Raw genomic sequence first — 18,759 nt, forward strand, 5'->3', positions numbered from 1 at the left:
GCCCGTGACGCCCGCCGCGGTGAAGCTGTATTCGGTCACGGCTCCACGCTAGCGGACCGCCCCGGGGCTACCCCACGTGCCGCAGCAGCGACCGGAGCGCGCGGGTCGCGACGGAGAGCCGCGACTCGTCGTTGGCGATGGGGCTGGTCCCGTCGGCGGGATCGAGGATCTCGCCGAGCAGCGCGCCGACCCGCTCGAGGCGACGCGCGTTGTGCGAGGCCCAGTCGCCGATCTTCTGCGTCGCCGGCTCGGTGGGATCGGTGAAGTTGAGCACCTCGATCGTCAGCCCCCGCAGCGCGCCGTACAGGTCGTCGCGCAGCGCGAGCCGCGCCATCTCGCTCCACCGGTCGCCGCGCGGCAGTTCGGCGACGGCCGCCAGCATCTCGTCCACCCGCAGGCGCTGCATGAGGGCGAAGTACAGCTGCCCCACCTCGTCGTCCTCGCGCTCGGCGATGTCCGCGATGTCTACCACGTCCAGCAGGCTGAACCGGTACAGCGCGCGGCCCACGGTGTACGCCAGCTCCTCCGGCACGCCCGCGGCGATCGCGCGGTCCGACGAGGCGCACGCGTGCCGGTCGTAACGCAGGTCCCACGAGCCCATGGCGGCCGACAGCGCGGCGATCCGGTCGGCGTAGCGGTTGACCTCCGCGCCGATCGCGATCGGCTGCGGCCGGTTGGTGAGCATCCACCGGGCGCCGCGGTCGAGCACGCGGCGGCTCTCGGCGAGCAGCGCCGCGGTCTCGCCCGCCGAGACGGGCACCTCCTTGAGCTCCGCCCAGGTGCGCGGCAGGCCGAAGACGCGGCTCACCGCGACGAAGGCGCGCACGGCGTCGGCCGCGCCGGCCCCGGTCTCCTCGGCGAGGCGGTAGACGAAGCTGACGCCCGCGTTGTCGACCATCTCGTTCACCGTCTGGGTGGCGACGATCTCGCGGCGCAGCGGGTGCGCGAAGACCGCCTCGCCCGCGCGCTCGCGCAGCCGGTCCGGGAAGTACTCCGGCAGCTTCGCGACGAGCACGTCGTTGTCCGGCAGGTCCCCGGACAGCACGTCGTCCTTGACGGCGAGCTTGACGTGGGCCATGAGGTTCGACAGCTCCGGCGAGCTCAGCCCCAGGCCCGCGGCCTGCAGCTTGTCGGTCTCCTTGCGGGTCGGCAGCGCCTCCAGGCGCAGGTCGACGCCGCGGTTGCGGGACAGGTCCGCGAGGATCCGCGCGTGCACGTCGACCATCTTCGGGGCGAGCGAGCGCTCGACCGACAGCGCCGTGTTCTGCGAGACGTTGTCGGCGAGCACCAGGCGCGAGACGTCGTCCGTCATCGAGACCAGCAGGTCGTGCCGCTCGCCCGCGGGGATCGCGCCCGCGGCGATCTGCCGGTCGAGCAGGATCTTGATGTTGACCTCGTGGTCGGAGCAGTCCACGCCCGCGGAGTTGTCCATGGCGTCGGTGTTGATCCGGCCGCCGGCGCGGTCGAACTCGATGCGGCCGAGCGGGGTCACGCCCAGGTTGCCGCCCTCGCCGACCACCTTGGCGCGCACCTCCTGGCCGTCGACGCGGATCGCGTCGTTGGCGCGGTCGCCCACGTCCAGGTTCGTCTCGGTGGACGCCTTGATGTACGTGCCGATGCCGCCGTTCCACAGCAGGTCGACGGGGGCCAGCAGCACCGCGCGCATGAGCTCCGGCGGGGTCATCTCGGTGACGTCGTCGGCGAGGCCGAGCGCCGCGCGCACCTGCGGGCTGATCGGCACCGACTTCTGGTCGCGGCTGAAGACGCCGCCGCCCTCGCTGATCTTGCTGGTGTCGTAGTCCTTCCACGACGACCGCGGCAGCGCGAACAGCCGCTCGCGCTCGGCGAAACCGGTGGCCGCGTCGGGGTTCGGGTCGAGGAAGATGTCGCGGTGGTCGAACGCGGCGACCAGCCGGATGTGCTCGGAGAGCAGCATGCCGTTGCCGAAGACGTCGCCGCTCATGTCGCCCACGCCGACCGTCGTGAAGTCCTCGGACTGCGTGTCGACGCCCATCTCGCGGAAGTGCATCTTGACCGACTCCCAGGCGCCGCGGGCGGTGATGCCCATGCCCTTGTGGTCGTAGCCCTCGGAGCCGCCGGAGGCGAAGGCGTCGCCGAGCCAGAAGCCGTAGCCGGCCGCGACGTCGTTGGCGATGTCGGAGAAGGAGGCGGTGCCCTTGTCCGCGGCGACCACGAGGTAGGTGTCGTCGGGATCCCGGCGCACCACGCGCTCGGGCGGGAGCACGTCCCCGTCGGGGCCGAGGTTGTCGGTCACGTCGAGCAGGCCGGAGATGAACATGCGGTAGCAGGCGACGCCCTCGGCGCGCTGCGCGTCCCGGTCTACGGCGGCGTCCCCCGTGACCTCCGGCGGCTGCTTCACGACGAAGCCGCCCTTGGCGCCCACGGGCACGATGACCGCGTTCTTGACCGCCTGGGCCTTCACCAGGCCGAGGATCTCGGTGCGGAAGTCCTCCCGGCGGTCGGACCAGCGCAGCCCGCCGCGGGCGACCATTCCGAACCGCAGGTGGACGCCCTCGACGCGCGGCGAGTACACGAAGATCTCGAACCGCGGGCGCGGCTTGGGCGCCTCGGGGATACGGCCGGGCTCCAGCTTGATGGAGATCACCGGCTTGTCGGCGTAGAAGTTGGTGCGCACGGCCGCCTGCACGACGTGCAGGTAGGCGCGCAGGATCCGGTCGGCGTCGAGGCTGGTCACGGCGGCGAACGCGGCCTTGAGGTCGGCCTCCGCCGCCTCCGCCGCGTCGGAGTCCGCCGCGATCGGGTCGAACGTCGCGGTCCACAGCCGGCCCAGCGCGAGGACCGCGTCGCGGTGCTCGAGCAGCACCTGCGCCATGTGGCCCGGGCTGTACGGGAAGCCGCACTGCCGCAGGTACTGGCCGATGGCGCGGAGCAGCGCGACGCTGCGCCAGTCGAGGCCGAACGCGAAGATCAGCTCGTTGAACTTGTCCACCTCGGCCTCGCCGCGCCAGACGGCGGCGGCGCCCTCGCTCGCCAGCCCGCGCAGGCGCGCCAGGTGCGCCGGAAGATCCGCCTCGGCGACGCCCTCGGCCGCGGTCGCGCGCAGCACGGGCGAGACCCGCAGCCCGAAGTCGTAGACCGAGCACAGCGCACCGTCGGGCCGGCGGACCGTGTAGGGCCGCTCGTCGAGCACGTCGACGCCCAGGGACTGCAGGACCGGCAGCACCTGCGAGAGCGTGACCTGCCCGCCGGTCATGTACATGGTGAACCCGAGGTTGGCGCCCCGGCCCTCCGGCGGGTCGTAGAAGACGAGGTCGCTGCCCTGCGCGGGGAGCGCCGCGATGCGGTTGATGTCGAGCAGCGCGACCTCGGGGGTCTGGTCCTCCTTGTAGTTGGGCGAGATGCCCGGGAGGTACGCGGAGACGGTGGCGGCGTCCGCGCCGGCGGCTACGGCGGCCGAGAGGACGTCCTCGTCCCAGGTGCGGCTCACGTCGCCGAGCCGGGCGCGGATCCGCGCCTCGTCGGCGGCCTGGAAGACGGGGACGGTGTCCTCGCCGCGCGGCAGCAGCACGAACTGGATCCGGGCGATCGCCGATTCGGTGACGCGGGCGGTGAACCGGTCGACGTGCATGCCGGTCTCGTCCTCGAGCACGTCGATCAGGACGCCGCGGGCCCGCGAGGTGTAGCGGTCGCGGGGCAGGTAGACGAGGGCGCGCGCGAACCGGGCCAGCTTGTCGGTGCGCAGGAACAGGGCCAGGTCGTCGTCGCCCAGGTCGCGCAGGGCGCCGAAGACGCGGGCCAGCTCGTCCTCGTCGGCGACGACGAGACGCAGGCGGGGGTAGGTCTGGATGTACTCCATGAGGCGCTGGTTGGCCGGGTCCGTCCGGTCCACGCCGATCCGGGCGAGCACGCGCTCGATCTTCGCGCCCACCATGGGGATGCCGAAGACGTTGTGGTGCAGGCCGAGCACGGTGAGGGCCATCGCGAACAGGTCGACCGGGCTGCCGTCCGAGGGCGCCGCGGCGAGCAGGAAGGGCGAGCCCGCCGCGTCGCCGAGCGGCTGCGCCAGTTCCACCACGGCGATGGCGCCCGGCTCGGGCGCGGGCATCGCGTCGATCACGGCCTGCAGCTTCGCGTCGGGGTCGGCGAGGACGCCGGTACCGACACCGTCGACCCGGCTTCCGAGGACGCGGGCGTTGTCCTCCGACAGCCACGTCAGGAAGTCGGACGGTGACCTTCCGGGCGGCTGCGTGGCCACGACGGACGCGACGCGAGTGAAGACGGACGGATCGATCGCGGACTGCGCCACGGGCGTGCTCCTCCTGCGGGGTCGTGACAGCGGCACGCCAAATGCGGGGTCAGCACGCGGCGCCGTTGCCATGGTGTGACGGAGCCTGTCGGCTCCGGGCACCACACTACGACCGGGAGGGGGGCTACGCGCCAGTAATGACGACGAAGCCCGCGACCGGTGCGGTCGCGGGCTTCGTCGCTGCGCTCGATCTCAGTCGCGCGTGAGCTTGCGGTGCGTCACGGCGTGCGGGCGCGCCGCCTCCGCGCCGAGGCGCTCGATCTTGTTCGCCTCGTACGCCTCGAAGTTGCCCTCGAACCAGAACCACTGCCCCTCGGAGACGTTGCCCTCCCACGCCAGGATGTGCGTGCAGGTCCGGTCCAGGAACCACCGATCGTGGGAGATCACCACGGCGCAGCCGGGGAACTGCTCCAGCGCGTTCTCCAGGCTGGACAGCGTCTCGACGTCCAGGTCGTTGGTCGGCTCATCGAGGAGGATCAGGTTGCCGCCCTCCTTGAGCGTAAGCGCCAGGTTCAGGCGGTTGCGCTCACCACCGGAGAGCACCTCGGACGGCTTCTGCTGGTCCGGCCCCTTGAAGCCGAACGCGCTGACGTAGGCGCGGGCCGGCATCTCGTTCTGGCCGACGGTGATGTAGTCGAGCCCGTCCGAGACCACCTGGAAGACGGACTTCTTCGGGTCGATGTTGGCGCGGTTCTGGTCGACGTAGCTGAGCTTGACCGTCTCGCCCACCTTGACCTCGCCCGAGTCCGGGCTCTCGAGACCGACGATGGTCTTGAACAGCGTGGTCTTGCCGACGCCGTTCGGGCCGATCACGCCGACGATGCCGTTGCGCGGCAGGGTGAACGACAGATCCTTGATCAGCACGCGGCCGTCGAAGCCCTTGTCGAGGTTCTTGACCTCGACCACCACGTTGCCCAGGCGCGGCGGCGTGGGGATCTGGATCTCCTCGAAGTCGAGCTTGCGGTGCTTCTCGGCTTCGGCTGCCATCTCGTCGTAGCGCTCGAGGCGGGCCTTGTTCTTGGTCTGCCGGGCCTTGGCGCCGGAGCGCACCCAGGCGAGCTCCTCCTTGAGCCGCTTCTGCAGCTTCTGGTCCTTCTTGCCCTGCACCTCGAGGCGCTCGGCCTTCTTCTCGAGATACGCCGAGTAGTTGCCCTCGTAGCCGTGCAGCTTGCCGCGGTCGACCTCGCAGATCCACTGCGCGACGTGGTCCAGGAAGTACCGGTCGTGGGTCACGGCCAGGACGGCGCCGGCGTAGCCCGCGAGGTGCTGCTCGAGCCAGAGCACCGACTCGGCGTCCAGGTGGTTGGTGGGCTCGTCGAGGAGCAGCAGGTCGGGCTTGCTCAGCAGCAGCTTGCACAGTGCGACGCGGCGCTTCTCACCACCGGAGAGGTTCTCCACCGATGAGTCGCCCGGCGGGCAGCGCAGGGCGTCCATGGCCTGCTCGATCTGCGAGTCGACCTCCCAGGCGTCGACGGCGTCGAGCTGCTCCTGCAGCTGCCCCATCTCCTCCATCAGCTCGTCCGTGTAGTCGGTGGCCATCAGCTCGGCCACCTCGTTGTAGCGGCGCAGGTTGACCATCGTCTGGCCGAGGCCGTCCTCGACGTTCTCCTTGACCGTCTTGGTCTCGTCGAGCTTCGGCTCCTGCATCAGGATGCCGACGGTGGCGTCCGGGTCCAGGAAGGCCTCGCCGTTGGACGGCTGGTCGAGGCCGGCCATGATCTTGAGGATCGACGACTTGCCCGCGCCGTTCGGGCCGACCACGCCGATCTTCGCGCCCGGGTAGAACGACATCGTCACGTCATCGAGAATGACCTTGTCGCCGTGCGCCTTGCGCACCTTCTTCATGGTGTAGATGAACTCAGCCACAGTCCCTGCCCTGTCTCACGCGAAAACGACCCACCGGTGTGCCGGGGGCAAACGACTCCAGCCTACCGACCGGCACCCGCGGGCGGGTACCAGACCGGGGCGAGCGCACGCGACCCACGCGGTGCACGCGCGGCGGACCGGGTAGCGCGCCGCCCCGGAATCGAGTAGTCGGCCACTCGCGCGCCGCACCCCGCCCCGCGTTTGACTCGTGCGATGACGAGGCGAACGGACGGCGCAGGTCTCGGCTCCGCGCCGCGATCCGCGACCGCTCCAAGCGGCTCCCCCGCGGCGACTGGCCCGTAACAAGCGGGCCTTAAGGACCGAACGAGACAGTAGGAGCACGGTCGCTGGGGAGCGACCGTCGGACCGCAATCGTCCACAGGGGATAGGGGATTCGTCGTGAGGGATGAGGTAAGTGCAACCCGGGTGTGCGGAGAACCGGCGCACCGCGAGCCGATCGCCGTCGTCGGCATCGGATGCCGCCTGCCGGGCGGTGTGCGCTCCGCCGACGACTTCTGGAAGCTGCTCGACGAGGGGCGCGACGCGATCGTCGACATCCCCGCCGACCGGTGGAGCACGGACCGGTACTACGAGTCCGAGCGCACGCCGGGCAAGAGCCGGGTGCGACGCGGCGGCTTCCTGACCGACCCGGTGGACGAGTTCGATCCGGTGTTCTTCGGGATCTCCCCGGTCGAGGCGAGCTCGATGGACCCGCAGCAGCGGCTCCTGCTCGAGGTCGCGTGGGAATCGATCGAGGACGCCGGGCTGCGCGCCGAGGACCTCGAGCGCTCGCAGACCTCGGTCTTCACCGGGGGCTTCACCCTCGACTACAGCCAGATGCACTTCTCCACGTCCGCCGCGGAACCGCCGACGGTCGCCGCGCACACCGCGACCGGCGTCGTGATGACGATGCTGTCCAACCGCATCTCGCACGCCTTCGACCTGCTCGGACCCAGCATGTCCGTCGACACGGCGTGCTCGTCGTCGCTGGTCGCGATCCACCTCGCGTGCCAGTCGATCTGGAACGGCGAGAGCGAGCTCGCCCTCGCCGGCGGCGTCAACCTGATGCTCAGCCCGAACTTCACCATCGCCGCGTCCACGGGCGGCTTCCTCTCCCCCACCAGCACGTCGCGGGCGTTCGACGCGGCGGCCAACGGCTACGTCCGCGGCGAGGGCGCCGCCCTCGTCGTGCTCAAGCCGCTCGCGCAGGCCCGCGCCGACGGCGACCGGGTCTACGCGACGGTGCTCGGCACCGCCGTCAGCCAGGACGGGCGCACGAACGGCATCACCGTGCCCAACGGCGACAGCCAGAAGCGCGCCATCGAGGCCGCGCTCGCCCGCGCGGGCGTCGCCGCGGACTCCGTCGACTACGTGGAGGCGCACGGCACGGGCACCCCGGTCGGCGATCCGATCGAGGCCACCGCGATCGGCGAGATCTACGGCGCCGACCGGCCGGCGGACCGCCCGCTGGTGATCGGCTCGGTCAAGACGAACCTGGGGCACCTCGAGGCCGCCGCGGGCGTCGTGGGCTTCATCAAGTCCGCCCTCGCGCTCGGTCACCGGCGCGTGCCGCGGCACCTGCACCTCGACGCGCTCAACCCCGCCATCGACCTCGACCGGCTGCGGATCCGGATCGCCACCGAACCGACGCCGCTCCGCCCCGACGGGCCCCTGCGCGCGGGCGTGAACTCCTTCGGCTTCGGCGGCACCAACGCGCACGCGATCCTCGAGTCCGCCCCCACCGCCGACGCGCCCGCCGCGCCCGCCGAGGACGTCGTGCGCGACGGGATCGCCGTCGTACTGCCCCTCGCGGCGCGAGGCGAGGACGCCCTCGCGCAGCTCGCGGGCGCCTACGCCGGACTCGCGGCGACCGAGGGCGCAGCGCTGCTGGCCGGAGCGCTCAGCCACCGGCGCAGCGCCCACCGCGCCGCGCGCCTCGCGGTGATCGCCGCGGACGCCGCCACGACCGCGGACGCGCTGCACGCCGCCGCGGAGGGCGTCCCGCACCAGGCCGTGCGGACGGGATCCGCGCTCGCCGACGCCCGGCCCCTCGCCTTCGTCTACACCGGCATGGGCCCGCAGTGGTGGGGCATGGCGCGCGGCCTGCTGCAGCACAACGCCGTCTTCCGCGCCGCGATCGACCGATGCGACGCCGCGATCGCGCCGCTCGCCGGCTGGTCGCTCACGGCCGAGCTGCTGGCTCCGGAGGCGACGTCCCGCATGCAGGAGTCCGTGGTCGCGCAGATCGCGAACTTCGGCGTGCAGTACGCGCTGACCCGGCTGTGGGAGTCGTTCGGCGTCCGGCCCGATCTCATCATCGGACACAGCGCCGGCGAGGTCGCCGCCGCGCTCGAGGCCGGGGCCCTGACATTCGACGACGCGATCACCGTGATCGTGCACCGCGCCCGCCTCCAGCACACGGCGAGCGGGACCGGCCGGCTGCTGGCCGTCGCACTCGGCGAGGCCGCGGCCTCCGAGCTGCCCGAGGTCGCGCGCGGCGAGGTCGAGTTCGCCGCCGTCAACAGCCCCGGGTCGGTGGCCCTCGTCGGGGCGCTCCCCGTCCTGGAGTCGCTCGCGGAACGGCTCGGCGCCGAGGGCGTCTTCGCGCGCCTCGTTCCCGGCGACGTCCCGTACCACAGCAGCGCGATGGACCCGCTCGAGGCGGAGCTCCGCACGGTCCTCGCCGGGCTCACCCCCGGCGCACCGTCGATCCCCCTCTACTCGACGGTGACCGGTGCTCGGGTTCCGGCCGACGGCTCCGAGCCGCACGACGCCGCGTACTGGTGGGGCAACATCCGCCGGCCGGTGCTGTTCGGCGCGGCCGCCGACGCCATGCTCGCCGACGATGCCGTGACCTTCCTGGAGATCGGCCCCACGGCCGTGGTGGGCCGGGCGATCGCCGAGGCCGCCGCCGCCCGCGGGCGCCCGGTGACGACGATCGCGTCGCTGCGCCGCGCCGGCGAGGACGCCGAGTCCTTCGCCGCAGCGCTGGCGGACCTGTGGGTCCACGGCATCGACGTGGACTTCTCCCCGCTCGCGCCGCGCGCCCCGATGCGGCCGCTGCCCGCCTACCCGTGGCAGACGGGCCGGTACTGGTCCGAGGGCGACGCCGGGCGCCGGGAGCGGCTGGCGGACACCGTCGAGCCCTACCTCGGCAACCGGTCCGACGGTGCCCTGCCCGCCTGGCGGCGCCTGCTGGACGGCACCGCGCCCCGGTCGCTCGCCGATCACGTGGTGCACGGCGCGACGCTGTTCCCCGGCGCCGGCTACCTCGAGATCGCGGCGGAGGTTGCGCGCGACGAGTACGGCGCCGCCGCGTGCACCCTGCAGGGCGTCGAGTTCGAGACCGCGCTGGTGCACGGCGGCGGCGGGACGTACCTGATCGACACCAGCCTCGACGCCGATTCCGGCCGGATCGCGATCCACGGCAAGGTGCCCGGCGCCGGCCGCTGGGCGCGGCACGCGACCGCGACGCTGCGGCCCGCGCCGTCGGTCGCACCCCGCGTCGACCCCGCCCCGATCGCGGGCGCGCCGGTCCCGGAGGACGAACTGTACGGGCTGTTCCGCGACGCCGGCTTCGCCTACGGGCCCGCGTACCGCCTGCTGCACGACGTGACCGTCGGCGATGGCGCCGCGACCGCCCGGATCCGGGCCGTCTCCGCCGAGCCCGTCGCGGACCGGGCGCCGATCCTCGAGCCGAGCGTCCTCGACGCGGCCTTCCAGCTGCTGCTCCCGCTGGCCTTCCAGCGCGCGGAGGGCGCCAAACTCATTCCCGTCGGCGTCGACCGCGTGGTGATCCACGGGCGGCCCGAGGGCCCCGTCGTCGCCCGGGCCACCGCCCGGACCTCGCCCGACCCCGCCACGATCAGCGGCGACGTGATCCTCGCCGGCGACGACGGCCGGGTCCTCGCCGAGGTGGAGGGCTTCACCGTTCGGATCCTCGACGACGCCGCCGCCGCGGCGCCGCAGCGCGTGGGCACCGACTGGGTGTACGAGCAGGCCTGGGAGCCGCAGCCCGCGGACGACGCCGAGCGCGCCTCCGCCGAGGGCGTGTGGCTGCTCCTCGCAGACCGCACCGGCGTCGCCGACGGCCTCGCCGAGCGACTGTCCGCCGCGGGCGGCACCCCGGTGCTGCTCCGCACGGGCGCCGTCGCCGACGGTGCCCTGCCGCCCGCCGACCGCGCGGCCCTGGCCGCCGCGCTGGACCGCACCGTCCCCGACGCGGGCCTGCGGGGCATCGTCCACCTCTGGTCGCTCGACGCCCGGCCCGACGCACCCGACCCGCTGCGCTGGACCGCGCACGAGGCGGTCCTCTCGGTGGTGCACCTCGCGGCCGAGCTCGAGCAGCGCGGCCTGGCGGCGCCGACCTTCCTGGTCACGGACGGCGCCCAGCCCGTCGCCGGCGCCGTGTCCGCGGCGGGGCTGCTGCAGTCCACGCTGCTCGGCGTCGGCCGGGTCCTGCACCACGAGCTGAGCGGGCTGCAGGCCCGCCTGGTGGACCTCGATCCGCAGGACCGGGACGCCAGTGCCGCCCTGCTGTTCGACGAGCTCACCGTCACCGGCAGCGACGAGGACCAGGTGTCCTTCCGCGGCGGCGCGCGGTTGGTCGCGCGCCTGTACCCGTCGGCCCGCTCCGGCGGCCGGATCCCCGCACGGATGCGCCCCGACGGGGCCTACCTCGTCACGGGCGGCCTCGGCGCGCTCGGCAGGCTGGTGCTCGTCGCCCTCGCGGAGCGCGGCGCGGGCCACCTGATCGTGACCAGTCGTTCGGGCCTCCCGGCGCGGGAGACCTGGGACGACCTCACCGATCCCGCGCAGCGCGACGCCGTCGTCGCGGTCCGCGCGGCGGAGGCGGCGGGCGCGACCGTCCACGTCGTCGCCGTGGACGTGACGGACACCGACGCCCTCACCGCGTGCCTGTCGCGGCTCCGGTCGGGCGGCGCGCCCGCACTGCGGGGCGTGATCCACTCCGCCGGCGCGGTGGACGACCAGATCCTGGTCCGGATGACGCAGGAGCAGGTCGAGCGCGTCGTGCGGCCCAAGGTGCTGGGCGCCTGGGCCCTGCACGAGGCGACGGCCGGCGAGCCGCTCGACTTCTTCGCCCTCTTCTCGTCGATCTCGGCGGTCATTCCGTCGCCGGGCCAGGGCAACTACGCCGCCGGCAACGCCTTCCTGGACGCGCTGGCCCACTACCGCCGGGCGCAGGGCCTGCCGGCGCTGTCGATCAACTGGGGCCCGTGGGACGCCGGGATGATCGCCAGTCTCGGCCTCCGCGACCTGTACGGGCAGCGCGGGATCGACCTCATCGACCCCGCGACGGGCATGGACCTCCTCGCGGAGCTGCTCGGCTCCGGCGAGGTGCAGCAGGGCGTGGTGTCCGCGCACTGGCCCACCGTGATCGAGAGCTACGCGCTCACCCCGACCCTCGTCGCCCACCTGGGCCGGACGGAGGGAGACGCGGAGGGAGACGGCGAGTCGATCCTCGACCGGCTCGGCTCCGCCGCGGCGGACGACCGCGCGCCGATCGCCGCGGACGGGGTGCGGCTCACCGTGTCCCGCGTGCTGCGGATGGCGGAGGAGCACATCCCCGACGACGAGCCGCTCGGCCGCCTGGGCGTGGACTCGATGCTCGCCACCGAGCTGCGGATCCGCGTGGAGCAGCAGTTCCGCGCCGCCCCGTCGATCGCCTTCCTCCTCGACGGCGCGACGGTGGCGACGATCGCCGCCGAGCTGCTCGCGACCCTCGACTTCTCCTCGGGCGACGTCGAACCCGACGCCGAGGTCGACGACCTCGCGTCCCTGCTCGCGGACCTGGACGACGAGGCCGTCGCCGCCCTGCTCGCCCAGTCCGAGACCACCGAACCCAACGCCGGAGGCCCCCGATGACCGAGATCGAAGACCGCCTGGCGGCGCTCAGTCCCGCCCAGCGCCGCGCCCTCCTGGCCCGGCTCGGGAAGGCGCCGTCGGCCGCGCCCGCCGCGGCGCCGATCACGCGCCGCGTGCGCGAGGGCGACGCCGTGCGGCTCTCGGCCACACAGGAGAACATGTGGTTCCTGGAGCAGTTCCACCCCGGCACGACCATGCACGTCATGTCCGGCGTCGCTCGGCTGCCGATCGACGTCCCCCTCGACGTCTTCACCGACTGCCTGGCCGAGGTGATCGCGCGGCACCCGGTGCTGCGCACGCGGTTCGGCATGGAGGACGGCGAGCCGGTCGCCCGGATCGCACCCGCCGAGCGGCCCGAGGTCGGGTTCCTCGACGGTGTCGACGACGAGCGGATGTGGGACCGGTTCCGCGACGACGCACGGACCCCGTTCGACATCGCCCGCGAGCCGCTGCTGCGGGCGACCCTCGCGCGCAGCGCCTCCGGCGGCACGTGGGTGCAGGTCACGCTGCACCACATGGTGGCCGACGGCTACTCCACCGGCATCCTCTTCGCCGAGCTGGGCCGGCTCGCCACGGGCCGGCTCGTCGGCCGGCTGCAGCAACTCCCCGAGGTCCCGTTCCAGTACGCCGACGTGGCGCTCTGGGAGCGGGAGCGCGCGGAGGCGGACGCCGACGCCGCGGACATCGCCTACTGGACCGAGCGGCTCGACGGTGCGCCGACCGCGCTGACCCTCCCGACGGACCGCCCCCGCCCGGCCCGCCAGGCCTACCGCGGGCGGCGGACCGAGTTCGCGCTCACCACCGAGCAGGCCGCGACGATCCGCACGTTCAGCGCCGAGCACGGCGTCACCCCCTTCGTGACGGTGCTCGGCGCGTACGCGGTGGTCCTGGGCCGCTGGTCCGCGCAGGACGGCGTCGTCGTCGGCGTTCCCGTCGCACAGCGCTCCCAGCCGGGCTCGGAGCAGGTGATCGGCCCGTTCCTCAACACGCTCGCGCTGCCCGTCGCGCTCGAACCGGGCGAGACGGTCAAGGGCCTGCTCGCGCAGGTGAACGCCACCGTGCGCGAGGGCTTCACGCATCAGGACGCACGCTTCGACCGCGTGCTCTCGGCGCTCGATCTCGGCCGCGACCCCGCGCGCCCGCCGCTGTTCCAGGCGATACTCAACATGCAGGAGGACCGCAGCGCGCCCGAGATGCAGCTGCGCGACCTGTACAACGGCTGCGCCAAGTTCGACGTGCTGCTGAACGTCACCACCACGCCCACCACGATGACCGGCACGCTCGACGTCGCGGCGGACCTGTTCGACCAGGAGACCGCCGACGCGCTGATCGACTCCGTCGTCGCGGTGCTCGAGGCGGTGACCGCGCCCGGATCCCCTACGGCAACCGAGATCTCGACGTTGCCGCTCTCGACCGTCCCGGTCCCGGCCGACCTGACCGCCCCGCAGCCCGCCACCCCCGCGCTCGACGAGTACGTGCTCGCCGCGGCACGCGGTTCCGCCGACCGCACCGCGATCGTCGCCGGCGCGGAGCGGATCACGTACGCCGAGTTGGACGCCCGGGTCGAGCGGCTCGCCGCCCGGATCGCCGAGCGGCTCGATGCGCCGCCGCAGACGCCGGTGGGCCTGCTCCTCCCGCGGTCGGCGGAGGTCATCGTCGCCATGCTCGCGACGCTCCGGGCCGGCTACTCCTTCGTGCCGCTCGACCCCGCCTATCCGGCGGAGCGCCTCGAATTCATCTGCGCCGACGCGGGCATCCCCGCGCTGATCACCACGGCCGAGAACCTGGCCGAGGTGCCGGGCCTGAACCTCCCGTGGATCGACGCTACCGATGCGCCCGCCGCCGGGCCGGCCCCGGCCCCGTCGACGGAGGACCCCGCGACCCGGACCGCGTACATGCTGTACACCTCCGGCTCCACGGGGCGCCCGAAGGGCGTGCGGGTCTCGCACCGCAACGTCGTCACCTTCCTCGAGGCGATGCGCGCCGAGCCGGGCATGGCAGCGTCGGACACGCTGCTGGCCGTGACCAGCCCGTCCTTCGACATCGCGATCCTCGAGCTGCTGCTCCCGCTCGCCACCGGGGCGCGGGTCGTCATCGCCGACGGCGACGACGCGCGCGACGGCGACCGGCTCGCGGCGCTGCTCGACGAGCACGCGGTCACGGTCATGCAGGCCACCCCCACCACGTGGCACCTGCTGCTCGACGCCGGCTGGTCCGGCACCCGCGGGCTGCGGGCGCTGTGCGGCGGGGAGGCGATGCCCGCCGTGCTCGCGGGCCGGCTCCTCGCCTGCGCCGACGAGCTGTGGAACATGTACGGCCCCACCGAGACCACCATCTGGTCGACGGTGCACCGGGTCACCGAGGCCGACGTCGCCGCGGGTGCGATCCCGATCGGCCACCCGATCCGCGGCACCGACATCGTGGTCGCGGACGCCACCGCCGCCCCCGTCCCCGACGGGGTGTTCGGCGAGCTGTGCATCATCGGCGACGGCGTCACCCTCGGCTACCACGCGCGCCCCGAGCTCACCGCCGACCGCTTCGTGACGCTGGCCGGGTCGGAGCCCGTCCGCGCCTACCGGACGGGCGACCTGGTGCGCCGGTTCCGCGACGGACGGATCGAGTTCGGCGGCCGGATCGACACCCAGGTCAAGGTGCGCGGCTTCCGCGTCGAGCTGGGCGAGATCGAGAGCGCCCTCGAGACCGCGCTGCCCGGCGTCCGCGCGATCGCCGCCGTGGACGCGGCCGGTGCCGCGATCACCGCCTACCTCGAATGCCCGGCGGAACGACTGGGCGACACCGGCGCCCTGCTCGCGAGCCTGCGGGAGACGCTGCCGCCGTACATGGTGCCGAGCGCGTTCGCCGTCGTCGACGCCTTCCCGCTGACGCCGAACCGCAAGATCGACCGCAAGGCCCTCGCCGCCGCCGGCGGTGCACCCGTGGCCCTGGCCGCCGCGAGCGGCACCGAGTACGTCGCCGCCCGCACCGACCTGGAGCGCGACCTCACCGCGATCTGGACCGACCTGCTGTCGTTGCAGGCGGCGCCCGGCGTCCGCGACGACTTCTTCCTCCTCGGCGGCCACTCGCTCCTCGCGACGAAACTGGTCTTCCGGGTACGGGAGAAGCTCGGCCGGGTGGTGCCCCTGCCCGCCCTGTTCGCGGGCGAGCTCACCATCGAACGGCTGGCCGCGATCCTCGAGCAGGGCGGCGCGGGCTTCGAAAGCACTCTGGTGCTCGCCGACGAGGTCGTTCTGCCCGAGCACATCCGGCCCGCGCCGGGTGCGCCGGTGCGCGACGTCACCGACCCGCGGAACCTGTTCGTCACGGGCGCGACGGGCTTCGTCGGTGCGTTCCTCCTCGCGGAGCTGTTGGACACCTCGTCGGCCACCATGCACTGCCTGGTCCGCGCCGGCTCGCCCGATGAGGGGTTCGACCGGATCCGGAGGACGATGCGCGACTACGGGATCTGGCGCGACGCCTACGCCGCCCGGATCGTCGCGGTGCCGGGCGATCTGACGCGCCCCCGGCTCGGCCTCGACGACGCCGCCTGGACGGAGCTGGCCGCCACCGCGGACGGGATCATGCACTGCGGCGCCGACGTGAACTTCCTTCGGCCCTATCCGACGCTGAAGTCCGCGAACGTCGACGGCACGGTGCAGGTGCTCGCGCTCGCGTGCGACGGCCCCGTCAAGCCCGTGCACTTCGTGTCGACGACGTACGTCTTCTCGCGGTTCTCGTACCCGCAGGACACCGTCTTCGCCGAGGACGACCGCAGCCCGGTCCAGGACCCGCGCTTCACGTTCGGCTACACCCAGTCCAAGTGGGTGGGCGAGCAGCTCGTCTTCGAGGCCCGTTCACGGGGCGTGCCGACGTTCGTCTACCGCACGGGCCGCGTCGCGGGCCACAGCCGCACCGGGGCGTGCCAGCTGTCGGACTTCCTGTGGCAGACGATCCGGCTCGGTGTCGCCCTGGGCGCGGCGCCGACGATGGACATGTCGACCGACATCACCCCCGTCGACTACGTGGTCGGCGCGATCGCGCGCCTGGCGCGGCAGCAGCACCTCGCCGGGCGCACGTTCCACGTCGTCTCGTCGAAGACGGTCGCGGTGCCGGACCTGGTCCGGTGGATGTCCGACTTCGGTTACGCCGGCGAGGAACTGCCGTTCGGCCAGTGGTGCGAGCGCGCCGCGGACCTCGCCGAGCGCGAGGGCGACGAGACGGCCGCCGCGCTGGCGCCGTTCCTCTCGGCGACGCCGCTGGACAACATGCCCGATGCGACCTTCGACGACGCGAACGTGCGGGAGGGCCTGGCCGGCACCGGCATCGCCTGCCCGCCGATCGACGGCGCGCTGCTGCGACGCTACTTCGAGTGGTTCATCGACTGCGGGTACCTTCCGGCGCCGTCGTCCCTGGATCTCCCGGAGAGCGCGGCGTCATGACCGATTCCACCTCCCGCGCCTCCGTGGAGCGGACGACCACGACGCTCCGCGAGCGGCGCCGCCGCACACCGGTGCCGCCCGCCAACCCGCCGACGCTGCCCACCGGGCGGATGAGAGCGTCCCGCCCGGCGGTGTCCGCGTCCCGGCCCATACCGACCGTGGCGCGACCGCTCCTCTCCGGGCCCGCACGCCCGGCGGCGCGCGTGTCACCGCCCGCCGACCCGCCGCAACAGGCGCGCCCGGCGGTGGCCACCACCGCCAGACCGACGGCCGTCGGCTCGTCCGCCCCGCCCGTGCCGTCGGCCCCGGCGCCCGCTGCCGCACCGTCCGCCACGCCGGCTCCGTCGGCCCCGCCTGCCCAGTCCGCTCCGGCCGACCGGGCGTCGATCCCGCAGCCGCCCCTCCGCCCGACGGTTCCGCCCGCGCGACCGTCCACACCCGCGCACCCGCCCGGCCCGGGGCGGCCCGCGCCCGCCGGCCGCGCGGCGCCCGGCGCCGGACCCGGTGCTCCGCCGGTCATCAGCGTCCGGAACCTGGTCAAGAGCTACGGCGACGTGCGCGCGGTCGACGGCGTCTCCTTCGACGTGGCGGGCGGCAGCACGTTCGCTTTCCTCGGCACCAACGGCGCCGGCAAGTCGACGACGATCAGCTGCATCACCACGCTGAAGTCCGTGTCGTCCGGCTCGATCCACGTCGCGGGCCTGGAGGTGGGCAAGCAGGACCTCGACATCCGCCGCGCCATCGGCGTCGTCTTCCAGGAGTCCCTGCTGGATCCGGTGTTGTCCGTCCGGGAGAACCTGGCACTGCGGGCGACCTTCTACGGCATCGACGCGAAGACGACCAAGGAGCGGATCGCCGGGCTGTCGTCTCTGCTCGGGCTGGAGGAGTTCCTCACCCGCAGGTACAAGGCGCTGTCGGGCGGGCAGAAGCGGCGCGCCGACATCGCGCGCGCCCTGATCCACCAGCCCCGCATCCTGTTCCTCGACGAGCCGACGACGGGCCTGGACCCGGACTCGCGCGACCGCGTGTGGTCGACGATCCTCGACCTGCAGAAGCGGCTGCGGCTGACCGTCTTCCTCACCACGCACTACATGGAGGAGGCGGAGCGCGCCGACCGGATCGCGATCATCGATCACGGCCGGATCGTCACGGCGGGAACGCCGACGGAGCTGCGGAGCGCTCACGCGAAGGACGAGTTGCGGGTCACGCTGCGGGACCCGCGGCGCTTCGACCAGCGGTTCGGGCCGCGCGCACGGAGCAACGGCAGCGAGCGGAGGATCGCCGTCGAGTCCAGCGACGAGGCCAGGGCCCTCCTGCGCGACTTCGACGCCGAGATCGCCGATTTCGAGTTCCGGCACGGCACGATGGACGACGTCTTCCTGGCCATCACCCGGGGAGGTGCGCGATGACACTCGCGAACCTGACCCGGCGCAACGTCGTCGTCTTCTTCCGCGACCCTGCGGCGGTGTTCTTCTCCCTGCTCTCGCCGATCATCCTGTTCGTGCTGTTCTCCGCCTTCCTCGGCGGTGTGCAGACCGATGCGCTGCAGAAGTCCCTGCCCACCGCGAACGCCGACGACGTCGACGCCTTCGTCTACTCCTGGGTGATCGCCAACCTGGTGATGATCACCACGGCCACGACCAGCCTGTCGGCGCTGGTGGTGTTCGTGAACGACCGGGTGGGCAACGTCTTCCGCGACTTCCTGGTCTCGCCGATCAGCCGGTTCCAGATGATCCTGAGCTACCTGCTCGGTGCGTTCGTGGTGTCGACGGCCCTGAGCACCACGGTGTTCGTGCTCGCGGACGTCTACCTCGGCGTCGTCCACTCGGCGGCGCTGTCGGCGGGCGCGTTCGCGCAGGCCCTGGCGCAGCTGGTCGGCTTCTGCCTGCTGTTCTCCGCGATCTGGAGCCTGGTGGTCACGTTCATCGGATCGGCGGGCGTGTTCACCTCGGTCGCGACGATCGTCGGCACGGCGGGCGGCTTCCTCGCGGGCGCCTACATCACCGTCGGCGCCCTGCCGAGCGGCGTCGTGACCTTCATGAGCGTCCTGCCTCTGAACCAGGCGGCGACCCTGATGCGCGGGCCGTTCACCCGCGGCCCCCTCGACGCGCTCGTCGGATCCTCCGAGCCTGCCCGCGCGACGGTCGAAGCGGAGTACGGCCTCCTGCCGTACATCGCGTCCGCGCAGGTGCCGGCCTGGGCGATCTGGGTGCTCTTCGCGGCGCTGTTCGTCGTCTTCGTCCTGCTCGGCGCCTGGCGCATCGGCCGCAGGATCGGGTGAGC

At 73.2% G+C, this 18,759-nt stretch carries 6 protein-coding genes; 4 read left to right on the forward strand and 2 right to left on the reverse strand.

Features of this window, described 5'->3' with window-relative positions:
• Nucleotides 1–67: 67 nt before the first annotated feature.
• Entirely contained in the window at nt 68–4,288 is a 4,221-nt protein-coding gene (locus tag ACLQ3K_RS20435) for an NAD-glutamate dehydrogenase (protein ID WP_426001316.1), read from the reverse strand.
• A 192-nt stretch (nt 4,289–4,480) separates the two neighbouring features.
• Complete coding sequence (gene ettA, locus ACLQ3K_RS20440) at nt 4,481–6,154, reverse strand: energy-dependent translational throttle protein EttA (protein ID WP_224645479.1); 1,674 nt, start codon at nt 6,152–6,154, stop codon at nt 4,481–4,483.
• Between the two features lie 399 nt (nt 6,155–6,553).
• On the opposite strand from ettA, the gene ACLQ3K_RS20445 reads away from it, so the two are divergent.
• From ACLQ3K_RS20445 to ACLQ3K_RS20460, 4 genes are read left to right on the forward strand one after another with little or no spacing between them, the layout of a single operon-like run.
• Nucleotides 6,554–12,040, forward strand: coding sequence for a type I polyketide synthase (locus ACLQ3K_RS20445; RefSeq protein WP_426001317.1), 5,487 nt, complete (start codon nt 6,554–6,556; stop codon nt 12,038–12,040).
• Nucleotides 12,037–16,476, forward strand: coding sequence for a non-ribosomal peptide synthetase (locus tag ACLQ3K_RS20450; protein WP_426001318.1), 4,440 nt, complete (start codon nt 12,037–12,039; stop codon nt 16,474–16,476). The genes ACLQ3K_RS20445 and ACLQ3K_RS20450 overlap by 4 nt, the downstream gene beginning before the upstream one ends.
• Nucleotides 16,473–17,885, forward strand: coding sequence for an ATP-binding cassette domain-containing protein (locus ACLQ3K_RS20455; RefSeq protein ID WP_426001319.1), 1,413 nt, complete (start codon nt 16,473–16,475; stop codon nt 17,883–17,885). Before ACLQ3K_RS20450 ends, ACLQ3K_RS20455 begins: the two co-directional genes overlap by 4 nt.
• The gene (locus ACLQ3K_RS20460) at nt 17,882–18,757 is read left to right on the forward strand and encodes an ABC transporter permease (protein WP_426001320.1); all 876 of its coding nucleotides are present in this window, start codon (nt 17,882–17,884) and stop codon (nt 18,755–18,757) included. The genes ACLQ3K_RS20455 and ACLQ3K_RS20460 overlap by 4 nt, the downstream gene beginning before the upstream one ends.
• The last annotated feature ends 2 nt before the right edge of the window (nt 18,758–18,759 follow it).

This window comes from Tsukamurella sp. DT100 (assembly GCF_049844855.1).
Taxonomy (GTDB): Bacteria; Actinomycetota; Actinomycetes; order Mycobacteriales; family Mycobacteriaceae; genus Tsukamurella.

Excerpts from the sequence above, each read along its gene's own strand:
- ACLQ3K_RS20455 (WP_426001319.1), top strand. The coding sequence starts at position 16,473 with ATGACCGATTCCACCTCCCGCGCCTCCGTGGAGCGGACGACCACGACG.
- ACLQ3K_RS20450 (WP_426001318.1), top strand. The coding sequence starts at position 12,037 with ATGACCGAGATCGAAGACCGCCTGGCGGCGCTCAGTCCCGCCCAGCGC.
- ACLQ3K_RS20460 (WP_426001320.1), top strand. The coding sequence starts at position 17,882 with ATGACACTCGCGAACCTGACCCGGCGCAACGTCGTCGTCTTCTTCCGC.